17 protein-coding genes are annotated in these 15,731 nt (G+C 66.5%); 10 read left to right on the forward strand and 7 right to left on the reverse strand.

The genetic code is table 11. The features are described from left to right. From AC6RA4_RS14255 to AC6RA4_RS14265, 3 genes are all read left to right on the forward strand, one after another. Nucleotides 1-724 (forward strand): DNA mismatch repair MutL family protein (locus AC6RA4_RS14255; protein WP_500161361.1); only part of this gene is annotated, 724 nt, incomplete at its 5' end. Continuing rightward, on the forward strand, nt 721-1,851 hold the full coding sequence (locus tag AC6RA4_RS14260) for a DNA recombination protein RmuC (protein ID WP_500161362.1): 1,131 nt from the start codon (nt 721-723) through the stop codon (nt 1,849-1,851). The genes AC6RA4_RS14255 and AC6RA4_RS14260, both read left to right, overlap by 4 nt. Nucleotides 1,852-2,002: 151 nt before the next feature. Continuing rightward, the gene (locus AC6RA4_RS14265) at nt 2,003-2,332 is read left to right on the forward strand and encodes a DUF3775 domain-containing protein (protein ID WP_222603425.1); all 330 of its coding nucleotides are present in this window, start codon (nt 2,003-2,005) and stop codon (nt 2,330-2,332) included. Nucleotides 2,333-2,441: 109 nt separating this feature from the next. Here AC6RA4_RS14265 and AC6RA4_RS14270 read toward each other — a convergent pair whose 3' ends face one another. Continuing rightward, nucleotides 2,442-3,695: a DNA polymerase IV gene (locus AC6RA4_RS14270; protein ID WP_500161364.1), complete on the reverse strand. Its 1,254-nt coding sequence runs from the start codon at nt 3,693-3,695 to the stop codon at nt 2,442-2,444. 67 nt (nt 3,696-3,762) lie between these two features. On the opposite strand from AC6RA4_RS14270, the gene AC6RA4_RS14275 reads away from it, so the two are divergent. Continuing rightward, on the forward strand, nt 3,763-4,164 hold the full coding sequence (locus AC6RA4_RS14275) for an NUDIX hydrolase (protein WP_500161366.1): 402 nt from the start codon (nt 3,763-3,765) through the stop codon (nt 4,162-4,164). Nucleotides 4,165-4,170: 6 nt separating this feature from the next. Here AC6RA4_RS14275 and AC6RA4_RS14280 read toward each other — a convergent pair whose 3' ends face one another. Further along, nucleotides 4,171-4,488 carry a hypothetical protein gene (locus AC6RA4_RS14280; RefSeq protein ID WP_500161367.1) on the reverse strand — a complete coding sequence of 106 codons (318 nt, stop codon included), beginning with the start codon at nt 4,486-4,488 and terminating at the stop codon, nt 4,171-4,173. Nucleotides 4,489-4,608: 120 nt separating this feature from the next. Here AC6RA4_RS14280 and AC6RA4_RS14285 point away from each other — a divergent pair, with 120 nt between their 5' ends. Beyond that, nucleotides 4,609-5,508, forward strand: coding sequence for an SPFH domain-containing protein (locus tag AC6RA4_RS14285; protein WP_500161369.1), 900 nt, complete (start codon nt 4,609-4,611; stop codon nt 5,506-5,508). Then, nucleotides 5,505-5,771, forward strand: coding sequence for an NfeD family protein (locus tag AC6RA4_RS14290; protein ID WP_500161371.1), 267 nt, complete (start codon nt 5,505-5,507; stop codon nt 5,769-5,771). The genes AC6RA4_RS14285 and AC6RA4_RS14290 overlap by 4 nt, the downstream gene beginning before the upstream one ends. A 30-nt stretch (nt 5,772-5,801) precedes the next feature. Here the strand turns inward: AC6RA4_RS14290 and pyrF are convergent, their stop codons facing one another. Together pyrF and AC6RA4_RS14300 are read right to left on the reverse strand one after the other, a co-directional pair. Beyond that, the gene (pyrF, locus tag AC6RA4_RS14295; protein WP_500161373.1) at nt 5,802-6,509 is read right to left on the reverse strand and encodes an orotidine-5'-phosphate decarboxylase; all 708 of its coding nucleotides are present in this window, start codon (nt 6,507-6,509) and stop codon (nt 5,802-5,804) included. A 111-nt stretch (nt 6,510-6,620) separates the two neighbouring features. Further along, entirely contained in the window at nt 6,621-6,899 is a 279-nt protein-coding gene (locus AC6RA4_RS14300) for a hypothetical protein (protein WP_500161375.1), read from the reverse strand. A gap of 194 nt (nt 6,900-7,093) precedes the next feature. Between AC6RA4_RS14300 and clpB the strand changes: the two genes are divergently transcribed. Beyond that, complete coding sequence (clpB, locus tag AC6RA4_RS14305; protein ID WP_500161376.1) at nt 7,094-9,709, forward strand: ATP-dependent chaperone ClpB; 2,616 nt, start codon at nt 7,094-7,096, stop codon at nt 9,707-9,709. Nucleotides 9,710-10,118: 409 nt separating this feature from the next. Here the strand turns inward: clpB and AC6RA4_RS14310 are convergent, their stop codons facing one another. Then, on the reverse strand, nt 10,119-10,553 hold the full coding sequence (locus tag AC6RA4_RS14310; protein WP_500161378.1) for a DUF302 domain-containing protein: 435 nt from the start codon (nt 10,551-10,553) through the stop codon (nt 10,119-10,121). 120 nt (nt 10,554-10,673) lie between these two features. On the opposite strand from AC6RA4_RS14310, the gene AC6RA4_RS14315 reads away from it, so the two are divergent. Next, nucleotides 10,674-12,182, forward strand: a complete 1,509-nt coding sequence (locus AC6RA4_RS14315) for an FMN-binding glutamate synthase family protein (protein ID WP_500161380.1) — start codon at nt 10,674-10,676, stop codon at nt 12,180-12,182. 51 nt (nt 12,183-12,233) lie between these two features. Here AC6RA4_RS14315 and AC6RA4_RS14320 read toward each other — a convergent pair whose 3' ends face one another. Then, nucleotides 12,234-12,851, reverse strand: a complete 618-nt coding sequence (locus AC6RA4_RS14320; protein WP_500161381.1) for a hypothetical protein — start codon at nt 12,849-12,851, stop codon at nt 12,234-12,236. A 254-nt stretch (nt 12,852-13,105) separates the two neighbouring features. Between AC6RA4_RS14320 and msrP the strand changes: the two genes are divergently transcribed. After that, the gene (gene msrP, locus AC6RA4_RS14325) at nt 13,106-14,011 is read left to right on the forward strand and encodes a protein-methionine-sulfoxide reductase catalytic subunit MsrP (RefSeq protein ID WP_500161383.1); all 906 of its coding nucleotides are present in this window, start codon (nt 13,106-13,108) and stop codon (nt 14,009-14,011) included. A 15-nt stretch (nt 14,012-14,026) separates the two neighbouring features. Here the strand turns inward: msrP and AC6RA4_RS14330 are convergent, their stop codons facing one another. Further along, nucleotides 14,027-14,674: a hypothetical protein gene (locus AC6RA4_RS14330; protein WP_500161384.1), complete on the reverse strand. Its 648-nt coding sequence runs from the start codon at nt 14,672-14,674 to the stop codon at nt 14,027-14,029. Nucleotides 14,675-14,778: 104 nt separating this feature from the next. On the opposite strand from AC6RA4_RS14330, the gene msrQ reads away from it, so the two are divergent. Next, entirely contained in the window at nt 14,779-15,387 is a 609-nt protein-coding gene (gene msrQ, locus AC6RA4_RS14335) for a protein-methionine-sulfoxide reductase heme-binding subunit MsrQ (protein WP_500161386.1), read from the forward strand. The last annotated feature ends 344 nt before the right edge of the window (nt 15,388-15,731 follow it).

Here is a 15,731-nt window from a genome sequence, read left to right on the forward strand (position 1 = left end):
GGCGCCGATGACGCCCGTCGAGCCCTACCAGCCCTACGCAGCGCCCGCGCCGCGCCCCGCCGAGACCGGCTTCGCCGAGTTCGCCGGCAGCTTTTCGGGGCGGGTCGATCCGGTCGAGGAGGGCCCGCAAGGGGCCGACGAGACGCTGCCGCTCGGCGCCGCGCGCGGGCAGGTGCACGAGAATTACATCATCGCCCAGACCGGCGATGGCATCGTCATCGTCGACCAGCACGCCGCCCATGAGCGGCTGGTCTATGAGAAGCTCAAGCACCAGATGGCCGAGCGCGGCGTCGCGGCGCAAGCGCTGCTGATCCCCGAGATCGTCGAGCTCTCCGCCGACGATCTCTCGCGGCTGCTGTCCATCGCCGACGACCTGTCGCGCATGGGTCTCACCATCGAGGCCTTCGGCGGCAGCGCCGTCGCGGTGCGCGAGACCCCGGCGATCCTCGGCGAGGTCAACGCCAAAGCGCTGCTCACCGACATTCTCGACGAGATCGCCGATTTCGGCTCCAGCCAGCTGGTGCAGGAGAAGATCGAGGCCATCCTCAGCCGCGTCGCCTGCCACGGCTCGATCCGTTCGGGCCGCCGGATGCGCGCCGAGGAGATGAACGCGCTGCTGCGCGAGATGGAGGCGACGCCGCATTCCGGCCAGTGCAACCACGGCCGCCCGACCTATGTCGAGCTGAAGCTCTCGGATATCGAGCGGCTCTTCGGGCGCACATGAGCGATCCGCTGACCCTGATGCTCGAGGATCCGCGCCTCTGGGCCGCCGTGGGCTTGGGCCTACTGCTGCTGGTCATGGTCACCATGATCCGCGCCGCCAACCGCGCCGCGCGGCTGGCGCATCCGCTGGCGCAGCTCGGCCACCGGGTGCAGGCGCTGGGCGAGGGGCAGGAGCGGCTCGCCGGCGGGCTGCACCACGTCACCGAGGCGCAGCTGCAGAGCCAGACCGCCATGCTCGAGCTGGTCGAGCGCCGGCTCGCGGAGGTGCAGGGCCACATGTCGGAAAGCCTGCACGGCACCGCCCGGCGCACCGCCCACAGCCTCGGCGAGCTGCAGGAGCGGCTCAAGGTCATCGACCGGGCGCAGGAAAACATCACCCGGCTCTCGGGCGACGTGCTGTCGCTGCAGGACATCCTGTCGAACAAGCAGACCCGCGGCGCCTTTGGCGAGATCCAGCTCAACGACATCGTCTCGAAGGCGCTGCCCGCCGACAGTTACACGCTGCAGGCCACGCTCTCGAACGGCCGCCGCGCCGATTGCCTGATCCACATGCCCGAGCCTCCGGGCCCGATCGTCATCGACGCCAAGTTCCCGCTCGAATCCTACGAGCAGCTGCAGCGCGCCGAGAAGGGCGACAGCCGCACCCGCGCCGCGCAGGCCTTCCGCCTCGCGGTGCGCAAGCACCTGCGCGACATCGCCGGGCGCTACATTCTCGAGGGCGAGACGGCGGATTCTGCGCTGATGTTCCTGCCCTCCGAGGCGGTCTATGCCGAGCTGCACGCGCATTTCCCCGAGGTGGTGCGCGAGGGCTTCAACCTGCGGGTCTGGATCGTCTCGCCGACCACCTGCATGGCAACGCTCAACACCCTGCGCGCGGTCCTCAAGGATGCCCGCATGCGCGAGCAGGCCGGAGCGATCCGGCGCGAGCTGGCGCTGCTCAATGCCGATGTCGAGCGGCTCGGCAGCCGGGTCGAGAATCTCGACCGGCATTTCTCGCAGGCGGCGCGCGACGTGGCCGAGATCCGCATCAGCGCCGACAAGGCCGGCCAGCGGGCGCGGCGGCTCGACAATTTCGATTTTGAGGACGGGCGCGACGAAAAGATCGTGCCGATGCCCCGCAACTCCTGAGCGGGCTCTCTTCCCTCGGGCAATATTATTGCTTATCTGCCTCTCGACAGTCTTTGCCAGATGCGCGCGCCTCTCGTAAGCTTGCGCAGGATCAAGGACGGGGGCGGGGCTTTGCCCCAGTCTCTCTAGCCAGAGAAAGGAGACAGGGAAGATGGAAGAGATCAGTGTCAGGAAAGTCGCCCATGTCATCCTGCTGGCCCGCGAGATGGATCGTGGCGAAGGCGAGCTGCGCGGCGTGATCGAGCAGATGACCGAGGAAGAACAGGCCGCGCTGGTCGCGGTCATGTGGATCGGTCGCGATGCTTTTGATGCCGACGAGTGGGGCGAGGCCTATGCCACGGCGATGGCCGAGGCCACCACGCCGACCGCCAATTACCTGATCGGCACGCCGCATCTGGCCGATCACCTCGAGGCCGGGCTCGAAGCGCTCGGCTACGATGCCCAGGACGAGGAAGACGAGCTGATGCGCCGCGGCGCCTGAGCCCTCCCGCGTCTGCCCCGCCGCCGATGCACCGCACTCGGCACGGTTCAATGCGCCGTGCCCGGGCTGGTCCGTCAGGTGCACCAGAGCATCGGTTCAATGCATTTGCTCAGCGCAGCGAGCGCCCCTTGACGATGGCCTCGTTGCCGAAGCGCGCGCGGATCGCATCCGTCGCGCGCTCGGCCCCGGCCCGTTTCTCGGCCTGCGGATCGAGCAGGTCGCCCAGCCGGTCGGCCTGATCCGCCGGAACAAGCTCCGAGATCCCCGTGCCCAGAAGCCGGTAGGACACGCCGCCGCCCAGCTGGTCGAACATGGCCCGCGCGGTGCGGTAGATGCGGTCGGCCATCTGCGTCGCATCGCCAAGCGCGTGGCGGCGGGTGATCAGCTTGAAATCGGCGCGCTTCACCTTGAGCACCACCACACGCCCCGCCAGCCCCTTGGCCTTGGCGCGGTCGGCGACCTTCTCGCTCATGCGCCAGAGATGGCCGTCGAGGATGTCGGGATCTTTGGTGTTCTCGTGAAATGTTGTCTCGTTCGAGATCGACTTCACCGGCGCATTTCTGGTGACCCGGCGATGATCCTCGCCGCGCGCCAGGTGCCAGAGCCGCTCGCCCATGCTGCCGAAGCGCACCATCAGCCCCTCGCGGTCCCAGCGCAGCAGGTCCTCGAAGGTGCGGATGCCCGAGCGCTCCAGCGCGTCCTGCCCGGCCTGCCCGACGCCCCAGATCATCCTTACCGGCCGTGGCCGCAGGAAATCCTGCGTCTCGGCCTTGCCGATCACCGAGAAGCCGTGCGGCTTGTCGAGGTCCGAGGCGATCTTGGCTAGGAACTTGTTGTGGCTGAGCCCGACCGAGCCGGTGACCCCCAGCTCGTCTTTCATCCGCTTCACCAGCCGCGCCAGCATCACCGCCGGCGGCGCGCCGTGCAGCCGTTCGGTGCCGGTCAGGTCGAGAAACGCCTCGTCGAGCGACAGCGGCTCGATCGCCGGGGTCAGCTCTTCCATGAAGCCGCGGATCTGCCGAGAGACCTCGGCATAAAGCGCCATGCGCGGCTTCAGCACCACTGCATCGGGGCAAAGCTCGAGCGCCTTGAACATCGGCATGGCCGAGCGCACGCCGCGAATGCGCGCCACGTAGCAGGCGGTCGAGACCACGCCGCGCTTGCCGCCACCGATGATCACCGGCTTGTCGGCGAGCTCGGGATTCTCGCGCTTCTCGACGCTGGCATAGAAGGCATCGCAATCCATGTGGGCGATGGACAGGCTGCGTAGCTCGTCGTGGCGCACGATCCTCGGCCGCCCGCAGGCGGGGCAGCGGGGGCCGTCCTCGAATTCGGTGAGGCAATCACGACAAAGCGCGGGCATGGGTGGTCATTCGCAGCCGAGTGGTTATCTGGGGAATATAGGATGTAACCAGCGCGGGGGCCATCGCGTGAGCTTTAAAGGTGCGAAACTGATGCTGTTCCTCGGCGAGGACCTGCTCGTGATCCGGCGCGATGAAAAGCCCGAGATCCCGTGGCCGGGCTATCTCGATTTTCCGGGCGGCGGGCGCGAGGGCGAAGAGAGCCCCGAAGACTGCGCCCTGCGCGAGACCTTCGAAGAGGTCGGGCTGACGGTCGCCCGGGACCAGATCGTCTGGTCACGCCAGCACGGGGCAAGCTGGTTCTTCGCGGCGCATTTGCCGGGCGAGTTGGTCTCGGAAGTGCGGTTCGGCGACGAGGGGCATGGCTGGTGGATGATGCCGCCGGAAGAATACGTTGCCCGCGAGGACGGTATCCCGCATTTCCGTGCTCTTCTGGGGGACTACCTCAGCGAAATCGGCGCGCGCGCCTGATAGGCCTCAGGCGGCGCGGCCGCCGATCCGGCGCAGCCAGTCCACGGCGCCATGCAGCGGGGTCTTCGGCTCGGGTGCGGGGCGCGGGCGCTCGGACAGGCGCGGCTTCAGCCGGGCGCGCAGCCGGTCGGGCTGGTCTTGCCAGGTGAGCGCGTCCGAAAGAAGGCCGCGCTCGATCTCCTCGGGGGCGGCATCCAGCGGCGCGCTGAAGGAACTGGCCACGCGAATGCGGCCTTCGTCGGTGTGGAAGGTCACGAGCGCCTGATAGCATTCGTCAGCGGCATTGTAGGTCAGATTGCCGATCTGAGCTTGGCTCTGTGTCATCGGAGTGTCTCCTGCCTGGTACGGCAATGAAACGCGATCCCCCGGTCGCGGTTCCCGAAAGGGCTTTCGCCTCCACCGGTTGCGCGCCATAGTGGCGATGCATTTTGTGAGGTCGGAACCATGACCGTGGAAGATTTTTTTCTCGATTTCCTGCTTGGCGGCAACCTCGTGGTGCTGCTGCTTGCGGGCTTCATCATCCTGTGCGTTCTGCTGGGTGTACGCATCGTGCCGCAGTCGGAAAAGCACGTGGTCGAGCGCTTCGGGCGCCTGCGCGCGGTGCTCGGACCGGGCATCAACTTCATCGTGCCGTTCCTCGACCGGGTGCGCCACAAGGTGTCGATCCTTGAGCGCCAGCTGCCCAACGCGAGCCAGGACGCCATCACGGCGGATAACGTTCTTGTGCAGGTCGAGACTTCGGTCTTCTACCGCATCCTCGAGCCGGAAAAGACCGTCTACCGTATCCGCGACGTTGATGCCGCCATCGCGACGACGGTGGCAGGCATCGTTCGGGCCGAGATCGGCAAGATGGAGCTCGACGAGGTGCAATCGAACCGCGCCGCGCTGATCTCGACGATCAAGGGCAATGTCGAGGACGCGGTCGACAACTGGGGCATCGAAGTGACCCGGGCCGAGATCCTCGACGTGAACCTCGACCAGGCCACCCGCGACGCGATGCTGCAGCAGCTCAACGCCGAGCGCGCGCGCCGGGCGCAGGTCACCGAGGCCGAGGGCAAGAAGCGCGCCGTCGAGCTGTCGGCGGATGCCGAGCTTTACGCCGCCGAGCAGGTCGCCAAGGCGCGCCGTATCGCCGCCGAGGCCGAGGCCTATGCCACGCAGGTGGTGGCGCAGGCGATCGCCGAGCACGGGCTGTCGGCGGCGCAGTATCAGGTGGCGCTGAAGCAGGTCGAGGCGCTGACCGCGCTGGGGCAGGGCGAGGGCAAGCAGACCATCGTGCTGCCGGCGGATGCGGTCGACGTGTTCCGCGATGCCTTCAGCCTGCTGAAGGGCCGCGGCACATGATCTATCTCTGGTGGGTCTGGATGGCGGCGGCGGTGCTGCTCCTCGTGCTCGAGGTGCTGGCGCCGGGCTTCATCTTTCTGGGCTTCGCCATCGGCGCCGCGGTGGTCGGCGTCTGGCTGCTGGCGGGGTACGCGCTGGCCTGGGTGTGGCTCCTGCTGATCTTCGCGGTGGTCTCGCTGATCGCGTGGCTGGTGCTGCGGCAGGTGGTCGGCGTGCGCAAGGGCCAGATCAAGCTCTGGGATCGCGACATCAACGAGGACTGACGCGCGCCGGGTCGGGCGCGCGCCTGTTTCTCAGAGCGCGGACAGCTCGTGCTGGATTGCGAGCGCCGCGTCGCGCGGGCTGTCGGCGCGCCAGACCGGACGGCCGACGACGATGTGATCGGCCCCGGCCGAGATCGCGTTGGCCGGCGTGGCGATGCGCTTCTGGTCGTCGTCGGCGGCGCCTGCGGGGCGCACGCCTGGGGTGACGATCAGCCGGCCCTCGGCCTGCGGCAGGGCGCGGATCGCGGCGGCCTCGTTGGGCGAGGCGATGACGCCATCGGCCCCGGCCTCGAAGGCGCGGGCCGCGCGTTCGACCACCATCTCGGCGATGTCGCCCGCGCGCATCATGCCATCATCGAGATCGCCACGGTCGAGCGAGGTCAGGATGGTGACGGCGAGGATCTTGGTCTCCTTGCCCGACGCACCTTCCTTGGCGGCGCGCACCACGTGGGGATCGCCGTGCACGGTGAGAAAATCGAGATCGAACTGCGCCAGCCCGCGTACTGCGTTCTCGACCGTCTGGCCGATGTCGAACAGCTTCATGTCGAGGAAGATGCGCTTTCCGTGCTCCTGCTTGAGCTCGTTGGCCAGCGCCAGCCCGCCGCCGGTCAGCATGCCGAGGCCGATCTTGTAGAACGACACCGCATCGCCGATGCGGTCGGTCAGTTGCAGCGCCTGCAGCGCGTTGGGCACGTCGAGGGCGACGATCAGGCGGTCATCGGCGCGGTGATCAGACATGGGGGCCTCCATTTTCCGGGTCGGCCCCTCTTGCGGCGCGCTTGGCCCTGCGTCAAGGCCGCCGCTCGGGCCCGGACGGCGGTTTCCCTGAAAAGAGCCGCCGACCGCGCCTCAGTCGGCGCCTGCGCCGAGGCGCATCCGCGCGACCGTCTCGGCATCGAACCACAGCTCTTCGCGGCCGTCGCGATACTCGGGCAGACGCAGCACCAAAGCCACCGCGCGGCGCAGCAGCCGCCGTTCGAGCGCGCGTTTCCACGGCGAGACGCGGGGCGGCGCGATCAGCGCCACCTCGATCCGGCCATTCGCCGCGATCAGCGACACGGCGCCCCGTTTCAGCCCTTCGGGTTCCGGCCCGTCGAACCCGTCGAACGAGATAGTCTGCACATGCATGGTTTCAGCCTCCGATCACCGGAGACCCCTCGCAGCAAAAGATGACGATTCCGTTGCAGCCTCATTTTTGTGATCACGGATCTTGAAGCCCCGGCGCCCTGCGACCATTTTCTAATCGAGGCCCGATCCTGCCGCGTGCCGCCCAGCCGGGCGCGGCGAAATCCCAACGGGCGCTTATTGGAAGGAGAGACACCATGAACTTGGAGAAGTTCACGGAGCGGTCGCGTGGGTTCATTCAGGCCGCACAGACCATTGCCATGCGCGAAAGCCACCAGCGGCTCGCGCCCGAGCATCTGCTGAAAGCGCTGATGGATGACGAGCAGGGGCTCGCGTCCAATCTCATCACCCGCGCCGGCGGCGAGCCGGCCCGCGTGGTCGAGACGCTCGAGCAGAAATTCGCGAAGATCCCGAAAGTCGGCGGCGATGCCGGCCAGGTCTATCTCGACCCGGCCACCGGCAAGGTGCTCGACGAGGCCGAGAAGATCGCCAAGAAGGCCGGCGACAGCTTTGTCCCGGTCGAGCGCATCCTGATGGCGCTGGGCATCGAGAAATCCGGCGCCAAGGAGGCGCTGGAGGCCGGTGGCGTGACGCCGCAGAAGCTCAACGAGGCGATCAACGACATCCGCAAGGGCCGCACCGCGGACAGCGCCAATGCCGAAGAGGGCTATGATGCGCTGAAGAAATACGCCCGCGATCTCACCGAGGCCGCCGAACAGGGCAAGATCGACCCGATCATCGGCCGCGATGACGAGATCCGTCGCTCGATGCAGGTGCTGTCGCGCCGCACCAAGAACAACCCGGTGCTGATCGGCGAGCCGGGCGTCGGCAAGACCGCCATCGCCGAGGGTCTCGCGCTGCGCATCGTCAATGGCGACGTGCCCGAGAGCCTGCGCAACAAGCGGCTGATGGCGCTCGACATGGGCGCGCTGATCGCCGGTGCGAAATATCGCGGTGAGTTCGAGGAGCGTCTGAAGGCGATCCTGAAGGAGATCGAGAGCGCCGCCGGCGAGATCATCCTGTTCATCGACGAGATGCACACGCTGGTGGGCGCGGGCAAAGCCGATGGCGCGATGGACGCCTCGAACCTGCTCAAGCCGGCGCTGGCGCGCGGCGAGCTGCACTGCGTCGGCGCGACCACGCTCGACGAGTATCGCAAGCATGTCGAGAAGGATCCGGCGCTGGCCCGGCGCTTCCAGCCGGTGATGGTGCAGGAGCCGACCGTCGAGGACACGATCTCGATCCTGCGCGGCATCAAGGAGAAGTACGAGCTGCACCACGGCGTGCGGATCTCGGACTCGGCGCTGGTGGCGGCGGCGACGCTGTCGCATCGCTACATCACCGACCGCTTCCTGCCCGACAAGGCCATCGACCTGATGGACGAGGCCGCCTCGCGGCTGCGCATGGAAGTGGACAGCAAGCCCGAAGAGCTCGACCAGCTCGACCGCAACATCCTGCAGATGCAGATCGAGGTCGAGGCGCTCAAGCTCGAGGACGATGCCGCCTCCAAGGACCGGCTCGAGACGCTCGAGCGTGAGCTCGCCGATCTCGAGGAGCGCTCCGCCGAGATGACGGCGCAATGGCAGGCCGAGCGGGACAAGCTGGCCTCGGCCCGCGACGTCAAGGAGCAGCTCGACCGGCTGCGCGCCGATCTTGAGATCGCTAAGCGCGAGGGCAACTTCGCAAAGGCGGGCGAGCTGCAATATGGCCGCATCCCGGAACTGGAGAAGAAGCTCTCCGAGGCCGAGGAAGCCGAGGGCGACGTCATGGTCGAAGAGGCCGTGCGCCCCGAGCAGATCGCCGAAGTGGTGGAGCGCTGGACCGGCATCCCGACCTCGAAGATGCTCGAGGGCGAGCGCGAGAAGCTGCTGCGCATGGAAGACGGGCTGCACAAGCGGGTCGTCGGCCAGAACCAGGCGGTGCGCGCGGTCGCCAATGCGGTGCGCCGGGCCCGGGCCGGGCTCAATGACGAGAACCGTCCGCTTGGCTCGTTCCTGTTCCTCGGGCCGACCGGCGTCGGCAAGACCGAGCTCACCAAGGCGGTGGCCGAGTTCCTGTTCGACGACGACAACGCCATGGTGCGGATCGATATGTCGGAGTTCATGGAGAAGCACGCCGTGGCCCGTCTGATCGGCGCGCCTCCGGGCTATGTCGGCTATGACGAGGGCGGTGTGCTGACAGAGGCCGTGCGCCGGCGCCCCTATCAGGTGGTGCTGTTCGACGAGGTCGAGAAAGCGCATCCCGACGTGTTCAACGTGCTGCTGCAGGTGCTCGATGACGGCGTGCTGACCGACGGTCAGGGCCGCACCGTGGACTTCAAGCAGACGCTGATCGTGCTGACCTCGAACCTCGGCTCGCAGGCGCTGTCGCAACTGCCCGAGGGGGCCGACAGCGCGCAGGCCAAGCGCGACGTGATGGACGCGGTGCGGGCGCATTTCCGACCCGAGTTCCTCAACCGGCTCGACGAGACGATCATCTTCGACCGGCTCAAGCGCGAGGACATGGACGGCATCGTGGATATCCAGATGGCGCGGCTGCTCAAGCGGCTGGCCAACCGGAAGATCACGCTGCAGCTCGACGAGGGCGCCAAGAAGTGGATGGCCGAGGAAGGCTACGATCCGGTCTTCGGGGCGCGCCCGCTCAAGCGGGTGATCCAGCGCGCGCTGCAGGATCCGCTGGCCGAGATGATCCTCGGCGGCGAGATCCACGACGGCGATCTGGTGCCGGTGACCGCCGGCAGCGACGGGTTGCTGATCGGCGAGCGCGTCGGCGCTTCGAGCCGGCCGCGTCCGGACGATGCCGTGGTGCACTGATCCACGTGTGAGAATGGGAAAGGCCCGCCGTTTGGCGGGCCTTTTTCGTTGGGCCTTTGGTGGTTCGTCGAAGTCGGGACGTTCGGGTTTCTGGGGGTTGAGCGTTGCCCCGCGCGGAATCAAGCCCGAAGGGCGCCGCGCCATCGTCATGCTGAAAGCATGCCTCCGGCATGACCCGCCCCCCCGGGCTGGCGATTTGGTTGGGCTGGGGGATGCGTCGCGAGGTCCTTCGGACTTGGCTGGGATAAATCGAGAGGCTCAAGGTGTTGGATCGCCACCCCGCGGGCCGGCGATGGCGCGGCGCCTTCGACCAGTCGACTTGGTGGCCGCTAGGGCCGCCCACTCTCGCGCTCTCAATGACGCGGCGCTTTGCTCCGAGTCTGGCGAGACTCTGCGAGCGCCTAGCACCTCACTCCATCCCGATCGCCGCCCGTGCCAGCCCGTCGAGCAGATCGTGGATCACCTGCATCTCGCCCTCGGGAAAGGCGCGGAAGCCGATGGTGGTGGTTTCGGGCGCATCATGGCGCACCATGACGAAAATGTCGTAGGGACAGAAGCGAATGTTCATCGGGTCAGCCTCCATCACCTGCCGCGACAGCTGCGCCGAGCAGAAGCTGTAAACATCCGCCTGGTCGTAAAGCACCACGTCCGAGCCGACATCGGCGCGGGTGCGCTCGAGCATCTCGCCCACGTGGCTGACATGGTCGACCACCAGCCCCGCATCGATGATCGCGTTCTCGAGGCCGAAGGTCACGTCGTCGAAGCTCTGGTCGGTGTCATAGGAAACGACATCGGCAGCCAGCGCCGGCGCGGTGCTCAAAACGAGCGCGGCAATCCATTTCATGGTCTCTCTCCTCCCTTACGGTTGCCGTTGCCGGCAAGCGTTGTCACTGTGTGGTCAGGACTCGCACGTTAAGTGGGGGAGGGCTATCATGCAAATCAATGAATACGTGAGGATGTGACCATGGGTGCGGCAATGTATGCGCTTCAGGTTCTGGCACTGGTCTTTGTCGCGGTCATCGGGATCGGCGTCTTCGTGGCGCTGGCGCTCTATGTCATCGACTCGGTGCAGTCGAACGACGCGATCCGCCGCAACTACCCGGTGATCGGGCGCTTCCGAGGGCTGTTCACCAAGCTGGGCGAGTTCTTCCGTCAGTATTTCTTTGCCATGGACCGCGAGGAGATGCCCTTCAACCGCGCGCAGCGCGACTGGGTCTATCACGCCACGAAGGGCAAGGATAACACCGTCGCCTTCGGTTCGACCCGCAATCTCAACATCCCCGGCACGCCGATCTTCGTCAACGCGGTGTTCCCGCCGCTCGACGACCAGTTCGCCTCGACCGACCCGATGGTGATCGGTCCGCACGCCCGGGTGCCCTACCTCGCCAAGTCGATCTACAACATCTCGGGCATGAGCTATGGCGCGATCTCGAAGCCGGCGGTCGAGGCGCTGAGCAAGGGCGCCTTCGAGGCGGGGATCTGGCTCAACACCGGCGAGGGGGGGCTCTCGCCCTATCACGAGGCGGCACCCTGCGATCTGGTGTTCCAGATCGGCACCGCCAAGTTCGGCCTGCGCGACGAGCAGGGCCGCATCGACGACGACAAGCTGCGCGCCGTGGCCGCCAATCCGCAGGTCAAGATGTTCGAGTTGAAGCTGGCGCAGGGCGCCAAGCCCGGCAAGGGCGGCATCCTTCCGGGCGAGAAGGTCAACGAGGAGGTCGCGGCGATCCGCGGGCTGAAGGTCGGGCAGGCGGGGATCTCGCCCAACCGCCACCCGGAGATCGACGATTTCGACGATCTGCTCGACATGATCGGCCACATCCGCGAGGTCTCGGGCAAGCCGGTGGGTTTCAAGACGGTGATCGGCTCGTCGGACGCCTGGGAGGACCTCTTCAAGCTGATCAATGAACGCGGCAGCGAAAGCGCGCCGGATTTCATCTGCATCGACGGCGGCGAGGGCGGCACCGGTGCGGCACCGATGCCGCTCATTGACCTTGTCGGCATGCCGATCCGCGAGGCGCTGCCGCGCATCGTCGACCTGCGCGACCGCTATGGGCTGAAGGACCGCATCCGCATCATCGCCAGCGGCAAACTGGTGAACCCCGCCGATGTCGCCTGGGCGATCTGCCTCGGCGCGGATTTCGTCACCTCGGCGCGCGGTTTCATGTTCTCGCTCGGCTGCATCCAGGCGCTGAAGTGCAACCGCAACACCTGCCCGACGGGCATCACCACCCACGACCCGCGCCTGCAGCAGGGGCTGGTGGTTGAGAACAAGTACAAGAAGGTCGCCAACTACGCCAAGGGAGTGATCAAGGAGGTCGAGACCATCGCGCACTCGGTGGGTGTCTCGGAGCCGCGCCAGATGCGGCGGCGGCACGTGCGCATCGTGCAGGCCGATGGCAGCTCGATCCCGTTCAACAAGATCCGGCCGAGCTACCAGGCCGAAACCGCGCCGGCCCAGACCGGGAGCTGATCCCGGGGCGGCCTGGGTTGCCCTGCCGGGGAGAGCGGCAGGGCGCTGGGCTCAGCCCCGGATCATCCTGCCGGCTTTCATCTCGGCATAGACGTTGCGCTTGCCCTTGCCCTTGGCCCCTTTCGCCTTGGTCTCTTCGAGCTCTGCGTTGAGGCGGGCGATCTTGGCTTCGCGCCCGAACAGCGCCTCGGTGAAGATCTGCTTCACCACGTCGACATGCTTCTTGGTCTTGAGGTTCAGCCTCTTCGCGGCCTCGGTCGCGGCCTTGTTGGGGTTTTCATAGCCGGTCATGCGCCAGCAATGGAAATCGGCAAAGGTCTTGCTGCCGAAGAAGCCGGGCACGGCCTTGGCCTCGAGCGTCTTGCGGCAATGCTGCATCATGAAGTCGATGACCTTCTTGTAGTCCGCGTTGTCCCACTCCTCCATGCCGTAGGCGTAGTGGGCCATCTGCTCCATCTTCGGAGACATCTTGATCCGGTGGCTGGCCTTGGTGCTGAAGAACATGTCGTAGCGCACCGACGGGCGGGCGTCGGCGGTCACGTATTTGAAATAGGCGTCGTATTCCTTGTTGCCGCGCAGATAGGCGGAGAAGGCGCGCACCAGTTCGGTATCGCGTTCGATCCCGGCGATGGTGGTCGGATAGGTCAAAAGGCCAACGGTCTTCGGCATTGGGGCTTCCTTTCATGAGCGGCCACGATCCGGGCCGGTGGGAGATGACGGAGCGCGGTTGCGGGCGCCGGATGCGCTCTGGCCGCGGTGTTGTGCCGGGTAAGTGCTCGGGCGCGCGGAAAAGGTTCATCGCGCGGCAGGGGGATTGCGCCGGGCCAATGTTTCAGCGCTCGAACGTGAACGTGAGACGCTTTGCTTTGGCAGACGTGCATGGCTCGCTTACCTTTTCGGAAAGCAAGCACAGGAGGTTCCCCATGGCCGGCCGCTACAAGAGTCCGCTGACCGCATCCGACGTCACCCCCGAGCACGTCTGGCTCAACCGCCGCCAGCTTATGGCGGGGGCCGCCGGGCTCGGTCTGGCCGGCCTCGCCGGCACTGCGCGCGCGGCGACCGGGGACCTCGAGCCCAACGACTGGGAGGACATCACCAGTTACAACAACTACTACGAGTTCGGCACCGGCAAGGACGATCCCGCCCGCCATGCCGACCAGCTGACCATCGCGCCCTGGACGGTGCGGATCGACGGCTTGGTCGACAAGCCCGGCGACTACGCCTTCGAGGACATCATGTCCCAGATGACCATCGAGGAGCGCATCTACCGCTTCCGCTGCGTCGAGGCCTGGTCGATGGTGGTGCCGTGGAACGGCTTCGAACTGGCCGACCTGCTAAACCTTGCCGGCGTGCAATCCGGGGCGAAATACGTCGCCTTCGAGACCGTGCTGCACCCCGACGAGATGCCCGGCACCGCCTACAAGGTGCTCGACTGGCCCTATGTCGAGGGGCTGCGGCTCGACGAGGCGATGCACCCGCTCACCATCATGGCCACCGGCATCTACGGTCGCGACATCCCGAAACAGAACGGCGCGCCGCTGCGGCTGGTGGTGCCGTGGAAATACGGCTTCAAGTCGATCAAGTCGGTGGTGCGCATCACCCTGACCGACAGCGAGCCGCCGACCTCGTGGAACAAGGCCAACGCGCGCGAATACGGGTTCTATTCCAACGTGAACCCCAAGGTGAGCCACCCGCGCTGGAGTCAGGACACCGAGCGCGAGATCGGCGGCGGGCTGTTCTCGCCCCGCAAGCCGACGCTGATGTTCAACGGCTACGAGGAAGAGGTGGCGGCGCTTTACGAAGGCATGGACCTCGCCAAGAACTTCTGAGGTTCGGGACCCGGCTCAGAGCCCCATGCGGTAGCGCAGGCTCTGGTGATGATCGGGCGCGGCAAGGGCGTTCTGCGCGGCGATGGCCCGCATCTCGGTGATGAAGGTCTCACGGTCGCTCAGGTATTTGGGGATGTAGAGATGCGGCTGATCGGCAAAGCTCAGCACCAGCGCCGGCCGGTTCGGGTGCATCTCGATCCCGGTCAGGCCCGAGAGCTGTCTGATCTGAGCGCGCGGGTCCATGCCGTAGCTGCGGATCTCGCGCCGGTCATAGGCGACGCGCTGCACGAAGAGCAGCATGATGGTCGAGTAGGCCAGCACTGCCCCGATCCCCAGCTTGAAGAGCAGCGCGCCCTCGGGCAGCGCCCAGCCCAGCGACTCCGTCAGCGGCGTGAGGTCGACATAGACAAGCATCAGCGCCGCGAGGATCGGCCCGCCGATGCGCAGCCCCCAGGGCGGGCGCAGAACGGTGCGGAAATCCTCGGTCGTCGCTCGCGAGGGGAAGGCGGCGGACAGCACCGAGAGCCCGACATCCTCGAGCGTGTCATCCTGGGCAAAGATCGAGGTCTTGCCCTTGGATCTCTTCCAGATCCCGAAGGCGATGGTCAGCAGCAAGGAGGCCCCGATGCCGCAAACGGTAAGCAAAAGCGTGTCATCAATCATGTGGTCGATCCTCAATTGATCCGCGTCCGGGATCGCAGGGGAATGTGGACCGAGTGGTGCGGAATTCGGGTAAGTTAAAGACAATGGAAAGGAGTGGCCGCACCATGCTGGTGGACCGGATCAACAAGGGGGCACGGCGGGTGCCGGGCTGGCTCGTCTACCTGCTGCTGGCGCTGCCCGCGCCGTGGCTCTTCTATAGTGGCGCCACCGGCGGCCTCGGGGTCGAGCCGATCAAGGCGCTCGAGCACGAGCTGGGCGAGCTGGCGCTGCAACTGCTGATCGCGGGTCTCTGTATCACGCCCTTGCGCCGCTTTGCCGGGGTGAACCTGCTGAAGTTCCGCCGCGCGGTGGGCCTGATGGCCTTCTTCTACGTGGCGCTGCATCTGCTGGTCTGGTTGGTGCTCGACATTCAGGATCCCGCGCGGATCTGGGCCGATATCGTTAAGCGCCCCTATATCACCGTGGGCATGGCGGGCTTCCTGCTGCTGCTGCCGCTGGCGCTGACCTCGACCAACGGCGCGATCCGGCGACTGGGCAAGCGCTGGCGCCAGCTGCACCGGCTGGTCTACGCGGCGGCGCTGCTCGGCGGGCTGCACTTCGTGATGCTGGCGAAGGGCTTCCAGGTCGAGCCGCTGCTCTATCTCGGGGTGACGGCGGTCTTGGTGGCGCTGCGGCTGCCGGCGCTGCACCGGCGCGTGCCGGCGCGCGGCTGACGTGTTTCGCCACCCGCAAGGGCGGCCCCGACTCGGACGAGTCGGGGCCGTCGGCGTTACGGGAGGGGTGACTCGGCCGCGACGCCCGGCGTTCGGACCGGGATTCTGGAGCAATCTGTGGATAGGTCTGTGGGTAGCCGGTCGAAGCGGCTTCGAGGACGACTCGGGCAGCTGTCTTTGCCGTTGGGGAAGGGGGCTGTGCCGGGTGTTTGTGGCGGAAAATGCTCTATCTAAGTCTATGTAATAATGTATGAATTCATGTTTTTGGCGTCTTGCATGACGTTTTTCTAAAAAAGGGGTTGCGGGTGTTGGGCGGTATCCGTAAAAGCCCCTTCACCGGCGGC

Source organism: Salipiger sp., assembly GCF_059781815.1.